The sequence below is a fragment of the Micrococcus luteus genome (assembly GCF_014138885.1).
GTDB classification, from domain to species: domain Bacteria; phylum Actinomycetota; class Actinomycetes; order Actinomycetales; family Micrococcaceae; genus Micrococcus; species Micrococcus luteus.
Genome location: NZ_JACJIK010000001.1, coordinates 644,722 through 662,117, shown reverse-complemented (window position 1 = coordinate 662,117; position 17,396 = coordinate 644,722). Strand labels below are relative to the sequence as shown.

The window sequence follows — 17,396 nt, the reverse complement described above, 5'->3', positions numbered from 1 at the left end:
CATGGCCCACCAGTGGCGCGGCGTCGTCCGCGAGTACGCCGACCGCCTGCCCGTCACCGAGGACACGCGCGTGATCACCCTCGGCGAGGGCGGCACCCCGCTCATCCACGCCCCCCACCTCTCCGAGCTGGTGCAGGGCACCGTGCACGTGAAGTTCGAGGGCATGAACCCGACCGGCTCCTTCAAGGACCGCGGCATGACCATGGCGATCACCGCCGCCGTCGCGGACGGCGCGAAGGCCGTCGTCTGCGCGTCCACCGGCAACACGTCCGCCTCGGCGGCGGCCTACGCCGCGCAGGCCGGGATCACGTGCGCCGTGCTCGTGCCCGAGGGGAAGATCTCGATGGGCAAGATGTCCCAGGCCGTGGCCCACGGCGCGGAGATCCTCCAGGTGCAGGGCAACTTCGACGACTGCCTCGAGGTGGCCCGCAAGCTGGCCGAGAACTACCCCGTGTTCCTCGTGAACTCCGTCAACCCGGCCCGCATCGAGGGGCAGAAGACCGGCGCGTTCGAGGTCGTGGACACCCTCGGCGACGCCCCGGACTACCACCTGCTGCCCGTGGGCAACGCGGGCAACATCACCGCGTACTGGAAGGGCTACCGCGAGTACGCCGCCCCCTACGTGAACCCGCACGAGGGCGCCTCGGACGCCGAGCTGCCCGCGGTGGCCACGAAGACCCCCGTGATGTGGGGCTTCCAGGCCGCGGGCGCCGCCCCGATCGTCCAGGGCCACCCCGTGACCGACCCGGACACGATCGCCACCGCCATCCGGATCGGCAACCCGGCCTCGTGGGAGCAGGCCGAGGCCGCCCGCGACGAGTCCGGCGGGATGATCGACTCCGTCACGGACGAGGAGATCCTCGAGGCCCACCGCTGGCTCTCCGCGAAGGAGGGCGTGTTCGTCGAGCCCGCCTCCGCCGCCGGCGTCGCCGGGCTGCTCAAGCACCACGCCGCCGGGAACGTGCCGGCCGGCAAGAGCTGGGTCATCACCGTCACCGGCCACGGCCTCAAGGACCCGCAGTGGGCCCTGCGCGGCGCCGACGGCGCCGACGTGACCCCGCGCTCGGTGCCGTTCGACGTGGTCACCGTCGCCCAGGCCCTCGGCCTGAGCTGAGCCATGGCCGCACCGCAGCCGCTGGCGCCCGGGACCGCCGCGTCCGTCTCCGTCCCCGCCACCTCCGCCAACCTCGGCCCCGGCTTCGACTCGATGGGCCTGGCCCTGGAGCTGCGCGACGAGGTGACGCTCACGGTCGTGGCGGGCCCCGACGTCGCGGAGGTCGAGGGGGAGGGCGCGGCCACCCTGCCGCGGGACGGCGCGCACCTGATCCTGCGCCTGGCGCACGAGCACCTGCGGGACCGCGGGTTCACCGCGCCGGGGCTGCACCTGCGCGCCGTGAACCGGATCCCGCACGCCCGCGGACTCGGCTCGTCCGCGGCCGCCGTCGTCGCGGCCTACGCCGCGGCCGAGGCCCTGCTGCCGGCCGCGCTGCGCCGGGCGCCCGCGGACCTGCTCGAGGCGGCCACCCGCTTCGAGGGGCACCCGGACAACGTCGCCCCCGCGCTCGTGGGCGGGGCCACCGTCTCCTGGACCCGTGACGACGTCCCCGGCCCGGCCACGGCGCGGCTGCGGCTGCACGAGCGCGTGGTGCCGGTGGTCGCGATCCCGGACACCGAGCTGTCCACCCACGTCGCCCGGGGCGTGCTGCCCGCCGAGGTGCCCCACGCCGTGGCGGCGGCCCAGGCCGGCCGTGCCGCGCTGCTCGTCCACGCGCTGGCGGAGGACCCCGCGCTGCTGCCGGCCGCCACGCGCGACTGGCTGCACCAGGAGCCGCGCGCCGTGACCATGCCGGCCAGCGCCGCACTGGTCGCGGGGCTGCGCGAGCGCGGCCACGCCGCCGTCGTCTCCGGCGCGGGTCCCACGGTGCTCGCGCTGTGCGACGGCGTCCAGGCGGCCGAGCACGCCACGGAGGCGGCGCGTGCTCTGACGGCGGACGGGGCGGCCGCCTGGCGCGTGCTGGTGCCGTGCGTGGCCGTGGACGGTGTTAGGGTGGAATCACTCCACCACGGCTGACCCCACCGCCTCGCGCGGCCCGGGTCTCCGGTGCCCGGGCCTGTGACGGCCGGACGCACCGTGCGCCGTCGGCCGGAACCCCGCCGCGATCCATCCCGTGCTGCGCACGGCCGGCGTGCGGGATCCGCTCCGGCTCGGTCGAGTCCGGACGCCTCCGCCCCGTCACGCAGCGACTGCGCACGATCAGGGGAGGCGCCACTGCTGAGTTCACACCATGAAACCCGGTTTTCTGGGGCGCCGCTGCGCGGCCCGACCGGATGCACACCGCAGCCCGACGCGCCACGCGCCGCCGGGCCGCATTCGAGGGAGAAGGAACCTTCGTGACCGAATCCACGGAACAGACCACGCCGACGAACGGCGGTGGCCTGGCCTCGCTCAAGCTCGCCCAGCTCCAGGCCCTGGCCTCCCAGCTCGGCATCGCCGGCGGCTCGCGCATGCGCAAGGCCGACCTGGTGACCGCGATCTCCGACCACCAGCGCGGCGGCTCCGTGGCGGACCGCGACGCCGCCGAGCGCGCGGCCCAGGCCCCCGCGGCCCCCGCCGCCGAGACCGCCCCGGCGGCCGCGTCCTCAGAGGACGCCGCCCCGGCCGCCGAGCGCCCGGCCCGCCGCCGCTCGCGCCGCGCCGACGCCGACACCTCCGCTCCGGCCGCCGCCCAGGACGGGCAGCCCCAGGCCGAGGCCCGCGAGGCCCAGACCGAGCAGGCCCCCCGGGAGACCGCCTCGGACCAGGATCGGTCCGGGGGGTCCGAGACCCGCGACGAGGGCGAGGACCGCCCGCAGTCCGAGCGCCGTTCCCGCGGCCGCCGCCGCGCCGGCGACGACGACGCCCAGCAGGGTCAGGACCGTCGCTCCGACGGCGCCCAGGGCGAGGACGGCGCCGACGCGGACCGCCGCGGCGACCGGGAGGACCGTGACGACAACGGGCGCGAGAACGGCCGCGGCCGCAACGGCCGCAACGGGCGGGACCGCGACAACGGCCGCGACCGCGAGAACGGCCGCGAGAACAACCGGGACCGTGAGAACGGCCGCGACGGCTCGCGCGAGCAGCGCGGCGACAAGTCCGAGGACGGTGGCCGGGGCGACGGCGGACGCGGGGACCGCAGCCGCCGCGACGACCGCGACGACGAGGGCGGCCGCAACCGTCGCAACCGCCGCAACCGCAACGAGCGCGGCCGCAACCGCCGTGGCCGCGGCGGCCCCGAGGTCGACGAGACCGAGCTGACCGAGGACGACGTCCTGCAGCCCGTGGCCGGCATCCTCGACGTGCTGGACAACTACGCGTTCGTCCGCACCTCCGGCTACCTGCCGGGCCCGAACGACGTCTACGTCTCCCTGGCCATGGTGAAGAAGTACGGTCTGCGCAAGGGCGACGCCGTCGTCGGCGCGATCCGCGCCCCGCGCGACGGTGAGAAGCAGCAGCACCACGGCGGCGGCTCCAACCGTCAGAAGTTCAACGCCCTGGTGAAGATCTCCTCGGTCAACGGTCAGCCCGCCGTCGAGCACCCGCAGCGCGTGGAGTTCGGCAAGCTCGTGCCGCTGTACCCGCAGGAGCGCCTGCGCCTGGAGACCGATCCCAAGCTGATCGGCCCCCGCGTGATCGATCTGGTCAGCCCCATCGGCAAGGGCCAGCGCGGCCTCATCGTCTCCCCGCCCAAGGCCGGCAAGACGATGATCCTGCAGTCGATCGCCAACGCGATCAAGACGAACAATCCCGAGGTCCACCTCATGATGGTGCTCGTCGACGAGCGCCCCGAGGAGGTCACCGACATGCAGCGGTCGGTGGACGGCGAGGTCATCGCCTCCACGTTCGACCGCCCGGCGGACGACCACACCACCCTCGCCGAGCTGGCCATCGAGCGCGCCAAGCGCCTCGTGGAGATGGGCCGCGACGTCGTCGTGCTGCTCGACTCCATGACCCGCCTGGGCCGCGCCTACAACCTGGCCGCCCCGGCCTCGGGCCGCATCCTCTCCGGCGGTGTGGACTCCTCGGCGCTGTACCCGCCGAAGAAGTTCTTCGGCGCCGCCCGCAACATCGAGAACGGCGGCTCGCTGACCATCCTGGCCACCGCGCTGGTCGAGACCGGCTCGCGCATGGACGAGGTGATCTTCGAGGAGTTCAAGGGCACCGGCAACATGGAGCTGCGCCTGTCCCGTCACCTCGCGGAGCGCCGCATCTTTCCGGCGGTGGACGTCAACGCGTCCGGCACCCGCCGCGAGGAGGCCCTGCTCTCGCAGGAGGAGGTCAAGATCATGTGGAAGCTGCGCCGGGTGCTCTCTGGCCTCGAGCAGCAGCAGGCCCTCGACCTGCTCACCAACAAGATCAAGGACACCGCGTCCAACGCCGAGTTCCTCATGCTGGTCTCCAAGACCACGCTGGGGTCCAAGGGCGACGACTGACCGCCCCGTCGCACGGCCCCGTCCCGCCCGGGGGAGCTCGTCTCCGCCGGACGGGGCGGGGCCGTCCGCGTCGGACAGCCCGGCCCGCTGAGGCCGGAGGAGGAGAGGCACGCACGTGTTCGATTCGGAGCAGCGGCGCGAGGCCGTGGATCGGCTCCTGGCGGAGCATCGCGAGCTGACGGCGCGCCTGTCCGACCCGGCGGTGCACCAGGACCCGGCGCTCGCCCGGAGGCTGAACCGGCGGTTCGCCGAGCTCGGCGCCGTGGTGACGGCGCACCGCGCCTGGTCGGCGGCCGCGGAGGAGCTGGCCGACGCGCGGGAGCTGGCCGCGGCCGGCGACGACGACGCGGCGGCCTTCGCGGCCGAGGTGCCCGGTCTGGAGGCGGCCGAGGCCGAGGCCGCCGAACGGCTGCGCCGGCTGCTGATCCCGCGCGACCCCGACGACGCGCGTGACGTGATCCTCGAGATCAAGGGCGGCGAGGGCGGCGAGGAGGCGGCCCTGTTCGCCGGCGACCTGCTGCGCATGTACCTGCGCTACGCCGAGTCCCGGGGCTGGAAGACGGAGGTCCTCTCCGCCACGCACTCCGACCTGGGCGGCTACAAGGACGTCCACGTGGCGGTGCGGGGGAGCGCGGCCGACCCGGCCGACGGCGTCTACGCCCGGCTCAAGTTCGAGGGCGGCGTGCACCGAGTGCAGCGCGTGCCCGTCACCGAGTCCCAGGGCCGCATCCACACCTCCGCCGCCGGCGTGCTCGTGCTGCCCGAGGTGGACGCCCCGGACGAGGTCCACCTCGATCCGAACGACCTCAAAGTGGACGTCTTCCGCTCCTCCGGGCCGGGCGGCCAGTCCGTCAACACGACCGACTCCGCGGTGCGTCTGACGCATCTGCCCACGGGGATCGTCGTCTCCATGCAGAACGAGAAGTCCCAGATCCAGAACCGCGAGGCCGCGCTGCGCGTGCTGCGGTCGCGGCTGCTCGAGCGGCAGCGGGCGGAGCAGGACGCCGAGAACTCCGCGGCGCGCGCCGCGCAGGTGCGCACCATGGACCGCTCGGAACGCATCCGGACCTACAACTTCCCGGAGAACCGGATCGCGGACCACCGCACCGGCTACAAGGCGCACAACCTCGACGCGGTCCTCGACGGCGACCTCGAGGCCGTGATCGCCTCCTGCCTCGCCCTCGACGAGGAGCGGCGGCTCGCCGCGCTGGGCGGGGACGCGTGAGCGCACCGGCCTGGTCCGCGCTGCTGCGCGACGCCGCCGCCCGCCTGACCGCGGTGGGCATCGACTCGCCGCGTGTGGACGCCGAGCTGCTGCTGGCCCACGTGCTCGGCCTCGACCGCGGCGCGCTGCTGGCCCGGGTGTTCGCCGGGGCCGTGGCCGAGCCCGCGCAGGCGGCGGCCTTCGAGGCGCTCGTCGGGCGCCGCGCCGCCCGCGAGCCCGTCCAGCACCTGACCGGCGTCGCGCACTTCCACGGGCTCGACCTGGCGGTCGGCCCAGGCGTCTTCGTCCCGCGGCCGGAGACCGAGCTGCTCGTGGAGACCGTCGTGGCCGACTTGGCCGCGCGGCCCGCGGCGGGCGCCGTGGTGGACCTGTGCACCGGCTCCGGCGCGATCGCCGCGGCCGTCGCGGCGTGGGGCGAGGCGCGGGGCCGCCCGCTCGCCGTCACCGCCGTCGAGCTCGACCCGACGGCGGCCGACTGGGCCCGGCGGAACCTCGCCCCGCGCGGGGTCGACCTGCGACAAGCCGATGCCCTTGTCGCGTGCCCCAACCTCGAGGGCCGCGTGGACGTCGTCGTGAGCAACCCGCCCTACGTGCCCGAGGCCGAGGTGCCCGCCCAGCCCGAGGCCCGACTGGACCCGGCGCGGGCGCTCTACGGCGGGGACGCGCCCGGGCTGCGGATCCCGCGCGCCATCGCGCACCGGGCGGCGGACCTGCTCGTCCCGGGCGGCCTGTTCGCCATGGAGCACCACGAGACGCAGGGCCCGGCCCTCCTGGCCGCCCTCGGCGCGGACCGGCGGTTCACGGGCGTCCGAGTCCACCAGGACCTCACCGGACGAGACCGGTTCCTCACGGCGCGCCGGTCCTGCGACGCCGTGGCGGGCGCGGAGGTGGAAGAATGACCGACGTGAGTGACTTCATCGACGTCTCGGATCCGGCCGCCCTCGAGGATGCCGTGGCCCGCGCCCGCGAGGTCCTCGCGGACCGCGGCTGCGTGGTCCTGCCCACGGACACCGTCTACGGCATCGGAGCGGACGCGTTCTCCCCGCTGGCCGTGGCCGTGCTGCTGGCCGCCAAGGGCCGTGGCCGCACCATGCCGCCGCCCGTGCTCATCGCGGACCGCCGCGTCATGGCCGGCCTCGCGTACGACGTGCCGGAGGAGGCCGAGGCCCTCGCCGGGCGCTTCTGGCCCGGCGCCCTCACGCTCATCCTCAAGTCCCAGCCCACGCTGACCTGGGACCTCGGCGAGACCCGCGGCACCGTCGCCCTGCGCGTGCCCGACGACGCGGTGGCCCGCGAACTGCTCTACGCCGTCGGCCCCATGGCCGTCTCCAGCGCGAACCGCACCGGCATGGACGCCGCCACCACCGCCGACGCCGCCCGCTCGATGCTGGGGGAGTCCGTGGCCCTCTACCTCGACGCCGGCCCCCGCGAGAGCCGGGATCCCTCGACGATCGTGGACTGCACCGTCACCCCGTTCCGCGTGGCCCGGCAGGGCTCCGTGCCCCTGGAGGAGCTGCGCGCGGTGGTGCCGGACCTGCTCGCCGAGGGCGAGGAGCCGCCGGTCGCCGCCGAGCGGATCGCGGCCGCCGACGACGCCGCCGCGGCGCGCCCCGCCGACCGGGAGGCCTGACCGGCCCCCATGCGCGCGTATCTCGTCCTGGTCATGGTCACGGCCGTCGCCTGCGGGGCCCTGACGCCCCTCATGCGCCGGCTGGGGCTGGGCGCGCGCGTGTTCACCCCGCTGCGCCAGCGGGATGTGCACCGGCACCCCGTGCCGAAGCTGGGCGGCGTGGCCATGGCCGCGGCCGTGCTGGTGGGATTCGCCGTCGGGGGAGTCGTGCCGTTCCTCCAGGGGATCTACGCGGACGACGCCGCGATGCGCGGGCTCCTGGTCGCCGTCGCCGTCGTGCTCGTCGTGGGCATCGCCGACGACATGTGGGACCTGCGCTGGTGGGTGAAGATGGCCGGCCAGGTGCTGGCCGGACTCGCGGTGGCCCTGGGCGGGATCCGCATCGAGGCGATGCCGGTGGGCTGGATCCCGGTGGGGAACGAGACCACGCAGGTCATCCTCACGGTGTTCGCCGTGGTGCTGACGATGAACGCGATCAACTTCGTGGACGGTCTGGACGGCCTGGCGGCGGGCGTCGCGCTGATCGGCGGCTCGGCCTTCTTCGTCTACTCGTATCTGCTGACGCGGACCATCAACCAGTTCGACTACGCCAACCTCGCCACCCTGCTCATGGCCCTGCTCGTCGGCGCGTGCGTGGGCTTCCTGCCGTGGAACCTGTCCCCGGCCCGCATCTTCATGGGCGAGGTGGGGGCCATGCTCATCGGCCTGCTGATGGCCGCGGCCGCGGTCGCCGTGACCGCCGACGTCAACGCCCTGGACGGGATGCGCTTCCGCAACGTCCCCGCCTACACGCCGATCCTGCTGCCCGTCGCCGTCCTCGCCCTGCCGCTCGCGGACCTCGCCCTGGCCGTGCTGCGGCGCACGGCCAAGGGCACCAGCCCCTTCTCGGCGGACCGCGGGCACCTGCACCACAAGCTCGTGGACGGCGGCTACACCCAGGCGCAGGCCGTCGCGCTGCTCTGGCTCTGGGCGTTCCTCGTGGCATGGGGCGCGGTGTCCCTGAACTTCGTGGACCACATGATCGTCCTACCCGTGCTCGCCGTGGCCCTGGCCGGAGCCGGCTACCTCACCCTGCATCCGATCGTGGAGCGCCGTCGCGCGGACCGGCACGACGCCGCGGCCCACCCGGACGAGCGGGGGGACGCGTGACCGGGGCGGGCGGCCGCCGACGCCGGCGCCGCTGGGAGAACCGCCGCGGCTGGTGGGGGATCCTCGGGTGGTCCCTGACCGCGGCGGGGGCTGCCCTGGCGATCACGTGCGCCGCGTGGCTGCTCTCCGTCGGCGGGGAGGCGGCCGGGAGCGCCCTGCTGGGCGGCGGCGCGGTGCTCGCGCTCTCGGCGCTCACCGGGGCGACGACGGCACTCGTGTGGGACCGGGCGCGCGAGGCGGCGCTGCCGGTCAGCGTGGGGCTGTTCGTGCTCAAGATCGCGGTGTTCGCGGTGCTGCTGGGGGTCCTGCCCCGCCCCGGCTGGGTCCGGGCGGACGCGGCGGCGATCGCCGCCCTCGTGACGATCCTCGTCTGGCAGGCCGCGGAGGTCCTCGTCTTCGCGCGGACCCGCCGCGGGATCTACACCGACTGACCCGCCCGAGGGGCGAAGACACCGAGCCGGGGGCCATGTCGTGGGCCCCTTCTGCGGTACGGAGCACGGGTCACCGTTTGGTATCGTTGGCGGCGAACACTTCGACGGCGCCCACCTGCCGCCATCCGTGTCTCGCATCGCACCGGTACCCCCGCAATGTCGCGGCGCCCGCCTGTGGTCCGGGGACGAGGCTGCGGTCCCGTCGACTGCATCACTTCGGAGAGGAACCGCGTGCTGACCCTCGTGCTGGCCAACGCATCATTCGTGCCCCCCACCATCTCTGATGGTCACCTCCCGGAGATCTTCCCCTGGGGTGCGGAGTACGGCACCGGCTTCGGCAAGCAGATGCTGCTCGTCCTGCTCTCCGTAGTGCTCATCACCGCCTTCTTCGCGTGGGCCATGCGCCGTCCCCGGCTCGTGCCCGGCAAGGCCCAGTGGCTCGCCGAGTCCGGCTACTCCTTCGTCCGGAACGACATCGCGAAGGACATCCTGGGCGAGAAGAACTTCAAGCAGTGGGTCCCGCTGCTCTTCTCCATCTTCTTCTTCGTGCTGCTGAACAACCTGTTCGGCGCCATCCCGGTGCTGCAGCTGCCGACCTTCTCCCACGCGGGCGCCGCCTACGGCCTGGCCCTCATCGTCTACGCGATCTGGATCGGCGTCGGCATCAAGCGCCACGGCGTGCGCTACCTGAAGCTGGCCGTCGTGCCCTCGGGTGTGCCCGGCTGGATCCTGCCGCTGCTCGTGCCGCTGGAGATCATCTCCAACTTCATCGTGCGCCCGCTGACCCACTCCCTGCGTCTGATGGCCACCATGCTCTCCGGCCACATGATCGTGATGCTCGCCGGCGCCGGCGCCGCCTACCTGATCACGCAGACCGGCAGCCTGGCCCTGCAGGGCACCGGCATCCTGGTCATCCTCGGCTCGGTGGCCCTGTACTTCCTCGAGCTGCTGATCATGTACCTGCAGGCCTTCGTCTTCACGCTGCTGACCGCGATCTACATCCAGGGCGCGATCGACGCGAACGACCACTGATCTTCCGGGGCCGCCTCGGGCACGACCCAGGCGGCTGCGGTACGGCGGGAGAGCCCGCCACCAGTCTTCCCGGCCCTCCGCAGGAGGACCACCCGGGAGGCCGACCCTCCACAACCCGGCCGGACACCTCGGCCTCGTGAAAGGAACACCATGGAACTGCACGGTTCGCTCAACATGATCGGCTACGGCCTCGCCGCCATCGGCTCCGCCATCGGCGTGGGCCTGATCTTCGCCGCCTACATCAACGGCGTCGCCCGTCAGCCGGAGGCCCAGCGCATCCTGCAGCCGATCGCCCTCCTGGGCTTCGCGCTCGCCGAGGCCCTCGCCATCCTGGGCCTCGTCTTCGCCTTCGTCATCGGCGCCTGACGCGCCGCGTCCACGGAGCGCCCGCACGGTGAGACCGTCGGTGCTCCCTCTCCACAGGACTCTTGACCGAAGGATGGTTGAAACATGATCAGCAACGGACTGATCCTCGCGGCGGCTGAGGGGGCCAACCCCCTGATCCCCAACCCGTGGGAGATCCTCGTCGTCGTGGTGGGCTTCGCCCTGCTCATGTTCATCGTCATCAAGTTCATCGTCCCGACCCTCGAGAAGTCCTACCAGGACCGTGTCGAGGCGATCGAGGGCGGTCTGGCCAAGGCTGAGAAGGCCCAGGCCGAGGCGAACGCGATGATGGCGGACTACGAGTCGCAGCTGGCGGACGCCCGCACCGAGGCGAACCGCATCCGCGAGGATGCCCGCACCGAGGCCGCCGAGATCGTGGCCGAGGCGCGCGAGCGCGCGACCGCCGAGGCGACGCGCATCTCCGAGCAGGCGCAGGCGCAGATCGCCGCCGAGCGTCAGCAGGCCGCCGCGCAGCTCAAGGGCGAGGTCGGCTCGCTGGCCACGACCCTGGCCGGCAAGATCGTGGGCGAGTCCCTCGAGGACGACGCCCGCTCGCAGCGCGTGGTCGACCGCTTCCTGGCTGACCTGGACCGTCACCAGAGCGCAGGTGTCGCCGAATGATGACGGGCGCATCGAGGGACTCCCTGGCCGCCTCCCTGGAGGCCGTCGGTCCGGTGCTGGACGAGGGCGGCGTGGCCCTGGCACGCGAGCTGTTCGGCGCGCTGGACGTGGTGGACGAGCACGGCGCCCTGCGCCGCGCCCTGACCGACCCCGCCTGGACCACCGAGCGCCGTCACGGCCTCGTCGACTCGCTGTTCGGCGCCCGGGTGACCCCCGGTGCACTGCAGGTCCTCAAGGACCTGGCCGGCCGCCGCTGGTCGGCGGAGCGCGATCTCGGGGACGCCCTCGAGACGGTGGCCGCGCACGCGGCCGCCGCTGAGGCCGCACGCGGCGGACACGCGGGCCTGGCCGCCCTCTCGGGCGAGCTGCTGGCCTTCAACCGCACGGTGGAGGACTCGCACGAGGTGCAGCGGGCGCTCACCGACCAGCACGCACCCCTCGAGGCACGGGCCGCTCTGGCCGGTCGCCTCCTGGGCGAGTCGGCCAGCCCGGCCGGCCGACTGCTGGTCGAGCGCGCCGTCTCGGCCCCGCGCGGCCTGAAGCCGTCCGCCGCCGTCCGCAAGGCCGCGGACGTCGTCGCCGAGCGGCAGCGCCAGTGGATCGCCGAGGTGACCGTGGCCCGGCCGCTCGAGGCCGAGCAGCAGGAGCGGCTGGCCCTGGGCCTGCGCCGCGCCTTCGGCCGCGATCTCGTCATGGACGTGACGGTGGACCCCCACGTGGTGGGCGGCATCCGCGTCCAGGTCGGCGACGACGTCGTCGACGGGTCCATGGCCGCGCGCCTCCACGACCTCCAGCGGCGGATGGCCGGCTGACGCCGGCTCCCGCCCGCATCCGGAACACCCACGAACGTAAGCATCATCGTCACGTCGATGATCACCAAGCACAGAGAGCAGGGACTGCAGATGGCCGAATTGACCATCAACGCTGACGATGTCCGCAATGCCTTGAACGATTTCGCGGCATCGTACGAACCGTCGGGCACCGATCGCACCGAGGTCGGCCGTGTCATCTCCGCGGCGGACGGCATCGCTCGTGTGGAGGGTCTGCCCTCCGTCATGGCGAACGAGCTGCTGCGCTTCGAGAACGGCATCCAGGGCCTGGCCCAGAACCTCGACACCCGTGAGATCGGTGTCGTCGTCCTCGGCGAGTTCCAGGAGATCCGCGAGGGCATGGAGGTGCAGCGCACCGGCGAGATCCTCTCCGTCCCGGTGGGCGACGCCTTCCTGGGCCGTGTGGTGGACCCGCTGGGCCAGCCCATCGACGACCTGGGCCCGATCGAGGCCGAGGGCCGCCGTGCCCTCGAGCTGCAGGCGCCGACCGTGACCGAGCGCAAGTCGGTCCACGAGCCGCTGCAGACCGGCATGAAGGCCATCGACGCCATGATCCCGATCGGCCGTGGCCAGCGTCAGCTGATCATCGGTGACCGCCAGACCGGCAAGACCGCGATCGCCGTCGACACGATCCTCAACCAGAAGGCCAACTGGGAGTCGGGCGACGTCGAGAAGCAGGTCCGCTGCGTCTACGTGGCCGTGGGCCAGAAGGCCTCCACCATCGCCGGCGTCCGCGCCACGCTGGAGGAGCACGGCGCTCTGGAGTACACCACCATCGTGGCCTCCCCGGCGTCCGACCCGGCCGGCTTCAAGTACCTCGCCCCCTACGCCGGCTCGGCCATCGGCCAGCACTGGATGTACGGCGGCAAGCACGTGCTGATCATCTTCGACGACCTGTCGAAGCAGGCCGAGGCCTACCGCGCCGTCTCCCTGCTGCTGCGCCGCCCGCCGGGCCGCGAGGCCTACCCGGGTGACGTCTTCTACCTGCACTCCCGGCTCCTCGAGCGCTGCGCCAAGCTCTCGGACGAGATGGGCGCGGGCTCGATGACCGGCCTGCCGATCATCGAGACCAAGGCGAACGACGTGTCGGCCTACATCCCGACCAACGTCATCTCCATCACCGACGGCCAGATCTTCCTGCAGTCGGACCTGTTCAACGCCAACCAGCGTCCCGCCGTGGACGTGGGCATCTCGGTGTCCCGCGTGGGCGGCGCCGCCCAGGTCAAGGCCATGAAGAAGGTCTCCGGCACGCTGAAGCTGGACCTGGCGCAGTACCGCGACCAGCAGGCGTTCTCCATGTTCGCCTCCGACCTGGACCCGGCCACCCGCCGCCAGCTCGCCCGCGGTGAGCGCCTCATGGAGCTGCTCAAGCAGCCGCAGTACTCGCCCTACCCGGTCGAGGAGCAGGTCGTGTCCATCTGGGCCGGCTCCAAGGGCCACCTCGACGAGGTGCCGGTGCAGGACGTGCTGCGCTTCGAGCGCGAGTTCATCGACCACCTGCGTCGCCACACCTCCGTCCTGACCGACATCGCCTCCACCGGCAAGCTCGAGGACGGCACCGTGTCCGCGCTCGAGTCGGCCGTCGCCGAGTTCTCCAAGGGCTTCCAGTCCTCCGAGGACGGCGGCGTGCAGGCCGGCCACGAGGAGCACCGCGCGATCGAGCAGGACCAGGTCGCGCAGGAGCAGATCACCAAGCAGAAGCGCTGACCGCCGGTCGGTGAGGGAGCGGTCCGGCGTCGGACCCCACGGGGACGACGCCGGGCCGCCCTCCCGCCAGGGAAAGGACCACCATGGGAGCCCAGATCCGGGTCTACCGTCAGAAGATCGCGTCGACGTCGTCGATGAAGAAGATCTTCAAGGCGATGGAGCTGATCGCCACGTCTCGCATCACCAAGGCACGTGAGCGCGTCAGCGCGTCGCTGCCCTACGCGAACGCGATCACCCGCGCCGTCTCGGCCGTGTCGAGCCAGCACGACATCGATCATGTCCTCACCACGGAGCCCGAGAACCCGACCCGGGCGGCCGTGCTCATCATGTCCTCGGACCGCGGCCTCGCCGGCGCGTACTCCGCGAACGTGCTGCGCAAGGCCGAGCAGCTCCTCACCCGCCTCGGCGAGGAGGGCAAGGACGTGGACGTGTACGTCGTCGGCCGCAAGGCGCAGACGTACTTCGACTTCCGCGGCCGCGGCTACAAGAAGCTGTGGACCGGTCAGACGGACGCCCCCGTCGCCGAGCGCGCCGCCGAGATCGGCGAGGTGCTCGTGGATGCGTTCCTCACGGACACGGCGGACGGCGGCGTGGACGAGATCCACGTCGTGTTCACCGAGTTCGTCTCGCTCGTGAAGCAGAACCCCCACGTGGTGCGCCTGCTGCCCCTCGAGGTCGTCGAGGAGGAGGCCGCCACCGCCGAGGACGTGCTGCCGCTCTACGAGTACGAGCCGGACGCGGAGGAGGTCCTCGACGCGCTGCTGCCCAAGTACATCGAGTCGCGCATCTTCAACGCGATGCTGCAGTCGGCGGCCTCGGAGCTCGCCAACCGTCAGCGCGCCATGAAGTCGGCGGGCGACAACGCCACGAGCCTCATCAAGGACTACACCCTCCTGATGAACAACGCCCGTCAGGCCGAGATCACCCAGGAGCTCACCGAGCTCATCGCGGGCGCGGACGCGCTCAACAACTCCTGAGCCCGTTCGGGACTCACCAGACTCGCCATCCACACACGATAGAAGTGAGAGAGATGACTGCCACCATCACTGACCAGGGCACCGGGACCCCCACCGGCGGTGCCACCGGACGCGTGTCCCGCGTCATCGGCCCCGTGATCGACGCCGAGTTCCCGGCCAACGCGATGCCGGAGATCTACAACGCGCTGACCACCGAGATCGACTTCAACGGCCAGCGCCGCACGGTCACCTTCGAGGTCGCCCAGCACCTCGGCGACAACATGGTCCGCGCCATCTCCCTGCAGTCCACCGACGGCCTGGTGCGCGGCACCGACGTCGTGGACACCGGTGCCCCCATCTCGGTGCCGGTCGGCGACGCCGTGAAGGGCCACATCTTCAACGTGCTCGGCGAGACCCTGGACATGCCGACCTCGCAGCTGCAGGCCGAGGACCGCTGGCCGATCCACCGCCCGGCCCCGAACTTCGCGTCCCTCGAGGGCTCCACCGAGATGCTGGAGACCGGCATCAAGGTCATCGACCTGCTGACCCCCTACATCAAGGGCGGCAAGATCGGCCTGTTCGGCGGCGCCGGCGTGGGCAAGACCGTGCTCATCCAGGAGATAATCACCCGTGTGGCCCGCAACTTCGGCGGCACCTCCGTGTTCGCCGGCGTCGGCGAGCGCACCCGTGAGGGCAACGACCTCTGGGTCGAGATGGACGAGGCGGACGTCCTGAAGGACACCGCCCTCGTGTTCGGCCAGATGGACGAGCCGCCGGGCACGCGTCTGCGTGTGGCCCTGTCCGCGCTGACCATGGCGGAGTACTTCCGCGATGTGCAGAACCAGGACGTGCTGCTGTTCATCGACAACATCTTCCGCTTCTCGCAGGCCGGTTCCGAGGTCTCCACGCTGCTGGGCCGCATGCCCTCCGCCGTGGGCTACCAGCCGAACCTGGCGGACGAGATGGGTGTGCTCCAGGAGCGCATCACCTCGACCCGCGGCCACTCCATCACCTCGATGCAGGCCGTGTACGTCCCCGCGGACGACTACACCGACCCGGCCCCGGCCAACGTGTTCGCGCACCTGGACGCGACCACCAACCTGACCCGTGACCTCGCGTCCCGTGGCCTGTACCCGGCCGTGGACCCGCTGGCCTCGACCTCGCGCATCCTCGACCCGCAGTACGTGGGCCAGGACCACTACGACGTGGCCATCCGCGTGAAGCAGATCCTGCAGAAGAACAAGGAGCTGCAGGACATCATCGCGATCCTCGGTGTGGACGAGCTCTCCGAGGAGGACAAGATCACCGTGGGCCGCGCCCGCAAGATCGAGCAGTTCCTCTCGCAGAACACCTACACCGCCAAGCAGTTCACCGGCGTCGAGGGCTCCACCGTGCCGGTCAAGGACACCGTCGAGGGCTTCAAGGCCATCGCCGACGGCGACCTGGACCACGTCGCGGAGCAGGCCTTCTACAACGTGGGCGGCCTGGACGACGTCGAGCGCGAGTGGGCCAAGATCCAGGCCGAGGGCTGATCGATCATGGCTGAGCTCAACGTCGAGATCGTCTCCGAGGAGCGGTCCATCTGGTCGGGCGCCGCGTCGGCCGTGTCGGCGCGCACCGTCAACGGTGAGATCGGCATCCTCCCGGGCCACACCCCGATGCTCGCCGTCCTCGGCGACGGCGAGGTCGTGGTGCGGACCACGGACGGCGGCACCGTCACCGCGCAGGCCCGCGGCGGCTTCTTCTCCGTGGACCACGACCGTGTCGTGATCGCCGCGACGTCCGCCCGGCTGGGCGACGCCGCGGCGGCCTGACGCGGCGCGGCAGGACCTGACGGTGGAGGGCCCGGTGCTCATCGCCTCGGCGACCGTGGTGGCAGTCATCGTGCTGTCGGCACTCGCCCTGGTGATGCGGCGCCGGGCCCTCGCCCGTGTCACGGCCGCCTTCCCTGCGGTCCTGGAGCGGGAGGGCCCGGGGCGTGAGCGTGTGATCGGCGTGTACGACGAGTCCCGCCTGCGCCTCACCGGGGGCTGGCGCCTCTCGCGGGAGCGCTGGAGCGCGGACCGGAGCCGCCTGCAGATCGACCGCCTCCCGGCGGACGAGGCCGGCCGGGCCGTCCTGGAGCTGAGCGCCGGCACACGTCCGGTGCGCGTCGTCGTCGACCCCGACGACGCCGGCGCCCTGCGCGCCTGGAGCGAGGCGGGGCCGTCCGCGGCGTCGTCCTTCTGGCGCCGCTGAGCCCGCCCGGCGCCTCAGAACAGGCGGGACTCGGCGTCGTCCACGCCGCGCATCGCGTCGTAGTCGAGGGTGACGCAGCGGATGCCGCGGTCCTCGGCGAGGGTGCGGGCCTGGGGCTTGATCTGCTGGGCCGCGAACACGCCGCGCACGGGCGCCAGGAGCGGGTCCCGGTTCATCAGCTCGAGGTAGCGGGTGAGCTGCTCGACCCCGTCGATGTCCCCGCGGCGCTTGAGCTCGACCGCCACGGTGCCGCCGTCGGCGTCGCGGGCCAGGATGTCCACGGGGCCGATCGCCGTCATGTACTCGCGGCGCACGAGGGTGTGGCCGTCGCCGAGCAGGCTGATCTGCTCGGCCAGCAGACGCTGCAGATCCGCCTCCACGCCGTCCTTGACGAGGCCGGGGTCCACGCCGAGCTCGTGGGAGTCGTCCGCCAGGACCTCCTCGATGAGCACGATGAGCCGGTCGTCGGACTTCTTGGCCTGCACGCGCCAGACCTGCGTCACCCCCTGGTCGGCCTGGTCGGGGAAGGGCTCCTCCACGTGCAGGGTCGCGGGCGGCGACATCCAGTTGAGGGGCTTGTAGGAGCCGCCGTCGGAGTGCACCAGCACCGAGCCGTCCGCCTTCACCATGAGCAGGCGGGTGGCGGTGGGCAGGTGGGCGTTCAGGCGGCCCTCATAGGTCACGGAGCAGCGGGCAATGACGAGTCGCACCGGTCCATCCTAG

Annotated in this window: 18 protein-coding genes; 17 read left to right on the top strand and 1 reads right to left on the bottom strand. The window is 72.6% G+C overall.

Features of this window, described 5'->3' with window-relative positions; all coding sequences use genetic code 11:
* Position 1 precedes the first annotated feature (1 nt).
* The 17 genes from thrC to HDA34_RS02895 all read left to right on the top strand — a co-directional run bounded on the left by thrC (position 2) and on the right by HDA34_RS02895 (position 16,673).
* The gene (thrC, locus tag HDA34_RS02975; protein WP_036313078.1) at positions 2–1,114 is read left to right on the top strand and encodes a threonine synthase; all 1,113 of its coding nucleotides are present in this window, start codon (positions 2–4) and stop codon (positions 1,112–1,114) included.
* A 3-nt stretch (positions 1,115–1,117) separates the two neighbouring features.
* The gene (gene thrB / locus HDA34_RS02970; protein WP_041103240.1) at positions 1,118–2,071 is read left to right on the top strand and encodes a homoserine kinase; all 954 of its coding nucleotides are present in this window, start codon (positions 1,118–1,120) and stop codon (positions 2,069–2,071) included.
* A gap of 320 nt (positions 2,072–2,391) precedes the next feature.
* Positions 2,392–4,470 (top strand): transcription termination factor Rho, encoded by a 2,079-nt coding sequence (rho, locus tag HDA34_RS02965; protein WP_041103238.1) that lies wholly within the window; start codon positions 2,392–2,394, stop codon positions 4,468–4,470.
* Positions 4,471–4,585: 115 nt separating this feature from the next.
* A complete protein-coding gene (prfA, locus tag HDA34_RS02960) occupies positions 4,586–5,695 on the top strand; it encodes a peptide chain release factor 1 (RefSeq protein WP_036382191.1) in 1,110 nt (369 codons plus the stop codon).
* Positions 5,692–6,594, top strand: a complete 903-nt coding sequence (gene prmC / locus HDA34_RS02955) for a peptide chain release factor N(5)-glutamine methyltransferase (RefSeq protein ID WP_036382189.1) — start codon at positions 5,692–5,694, stop codon at positions 6,592–6,594. The genes prfA and prmC overlap by 4 nt, the downstream gene beginning before the upstream one ends.
* Positions 6,591–7,325 (top strand): L-threonylcarbamoyladenylate synthase, encoded by a 735-nt coding sequence (locus tag HDA34_RS02950; protein ID WP_036313064.1) that lies wholly within the window; start codon positions 6,591–6,593, stop codon positions 7,323–7,325. Before prmC ends, HDA34_RS02950 begins: the two co-directional genes overlap by 4 nt.
* Positions 7,326–7,334: 9 nt before the next feature.
* On the top strand, positions 7,335–8,474 hold the full coding sequence (locus tag HDA34_RS02945; protein ID WP_041103236.1) for an MraY family glycosyltransferase: 1,140 nt from the start codon (positions 7,335–7,337) through the stop codon (positions 8,472–8,474).
* Entirely contained in the window at positions 8,471–8,905 is a 435-nt protein-coding gene (locus tag HDA34_RS02940; RefSeq protein WP_036382185.1) for a hypothetical protein, read from the top strand. The genes HDA34_RS02945 and HDA34_RS02940 overlap by 4 nt, the downstream gene beginning before the upstream one ends.
* Before the next feature lie 231 nt (positions 8,906–9,136).
* On the top strand, positions 9,137–9,937 hold the full coding sequence (gene atpB, locus HDA34_RS02935) for a F0F1 ATP synthase subunit A (RefSeq protein WP_036382182.1): 801 nt from the start codon (positions 9,137–9,139) through the stop codon (positions 9,935–9,937).
* A 150-nt stretch (positions 9,938–10,087) separates the two neighbouring features.
* Positions 10,088–10,303, top strand: a complete 216-nt coding sequence (locus HDA34_RS02930) for an ATP synthase subunit C (RefSeq protein WP_002857264.1) — start codon at positions 10,088–10,090, stop codon at positions 10,301–10,303.
* A gap of 84 nt (positions 10,304–10,387) precedes the next feature.
* Positions 10,388–10,942 carry a F0F1 ATP synthase subunit B gene (locus HDA34_RS02925; RefSeq protein WP_002857262.1) on the top strand — a complete coding sequence of 185 codons (555 nt, stop codon included), beginning with the start codon at positions 10,388–10,390 and terminating at the stop codon, positions 10,940–10,942.
* Positions 10,939–11,754, top strand: coding sequence for a F0F1 ATP synthase subunit delta (locus HDA34_RS02920; protein WP_049145267.1), 816 nt, complete (start codon positions 10,939–10,941; stop codon positions 11,752–11,754). The genes HDA34_RS02925 and HDA34_RS02920 overlap by 4 nt, the downstream gene beginning before the upstream one ends.
* Before the next feature lie 90 nt (positions 11,755–11,844).
* Positions 11,845–13,479: a F0F1 ATP synthase subunit alpha gene (gene atpA, locus HDA34_RS02915; RefSeq protein ID WP_036334989.1), complete on the top strand. Its 1,635-nt coding sequence runs from the start codon at positions 11,845–11,847 to the stop codon at positions 13,477–13,479.
* Positions 13,480–13,562: 83 nt separating this feature from the next.
* Positions 13,563–14,456, top strand: a complete 894-nt coding sequence (locus HDA34_RS02910) for a F0F1 ATP synthase subunit gamma (RefSeq protein WP_041103232.1) — start codon at positions 13,563–13,565, stop codon at positions 14,454–14,456.
* 53 nt (positions 14,457–14,509) lie between these two features.
* Positions 14,510–15,967, top strand: coding sequence for a F0F1 ATP synthase subunit beta (gene atpD, locus HDA34_RS02905; protein WP_134376932.1), 1,458 nt, complete (start codon positions 14,510–14,512; stop codon positions 15,965–15,967).
* Between the two features lie 6 nt (positions 15,968–15,973).
* Complete coding sequence (locus tag HDA34_RS02900) at positions 15,974–16,249, top strand: F0F1 ATP synthase subunit epsilon (protein ID WP_036313044.1); 276 nt, start codon at positions 15,974–15,976, stop codon at positions 16,247–16,249.
* Between the two features lie 34 nt (positions 16,250–16,283).
* Complete coding sequence (locus HDA34_RS02895; RefSeq protein WP_230259842.1) at positions 16,284–16,673, top strand: DUF2550 family protein; 390 nt, start codon at positions 16,284–16,286, stop codon at positions 16,671–16,673.
* 14 nt (positions 16,674–16,687) lie between these two features.
* Here the strand turns inward: HDA34_RS02895 and nucS are convergent, their stop codons facing one another.
* Entirely contained in the window at positions 16,688–17,383 is a 696-nt protein-coding gene (nucS, locus tag HDA34_RS02890; protein ID WP_041103228.1) for an endonuclease NucS, read from the bottom strand.
* Positions 17,384–17,396 lie beyond the last annotated feature (13 nt).

Coding starts and splice junctions, on each gene's coding strand:
- thrC (WP_036313078.1), top strand. CDS start 2: ATGGCCCACCAGTGGCGCGGCGTCGTCCGCGAGTACGCCGACCGCCTG.
- thrB (WP_041103240.1), top strand. CDS start 1,118: ATGGCCGCACCGCAGCCGCTGGCGCCCGGGACCGCCGCGTCCGTCTCC.
- HDA34_RS02950 (WP_036313064.1), top strand. CDS start 6,591: ATGACCGACGTGAGTGACTTCATCGACGTCTCGGATCCGGCCGCCCTC.
- HDA34_RS02945 (WP_041103236.1), top strand. CDS start 7,335: ATGCGCGCGTATCTCGTCCTGGTCATGGTCACGGCCGTCGCCTGCGGG.
- HDA34_RS02930 (WP_002857264.1), top strand. CDS start 10,088: ATGGAACTGCACGGTTCGCTCAACATGATCGGCTACGGCCTCGCCGCC.
- HDA34_RS02925 (WP_002857262.1), top strand. CDS start 10,388: ATGATCAGCAACGGACTGATCCTCGCGGCGGCTGAGGGGGCCAACCCC.
- HDA34_RS02920 (WP_049145267.1), top strand. CDS start 10,939: ATGATGACGGGCGCATCGAGGGACTCCCTGGCCGCCTCCCTGGAGGCC.
- atpA (WP_036334989.1), top strand. CDS start 11,845: ATGGCCGAATTGACCATCAACGCTGACGATGTCCGCAATGCCTTGAAC.
- HDA34_RS02910 (WP_041103232.1), top strand. CDS start 13,563: ATGGGAGCCCAGATCCGGGTCTACCGTCAGAAGATCGCGTCGACGTCG.
- atpD (WP_134376932.1), top strand. CDS start 14,510: ATGACTGCCACCATCACTGACCAGGGCACCGGGACCCCCACCGGCGGT.
- HDA34_RS02900 (WP_036313044.1), top strand. CDS start 15,974: ATGGCTGAGCTCAACGTCGAGATCGTCTCCGAGGAGCGGTCCATCTGG.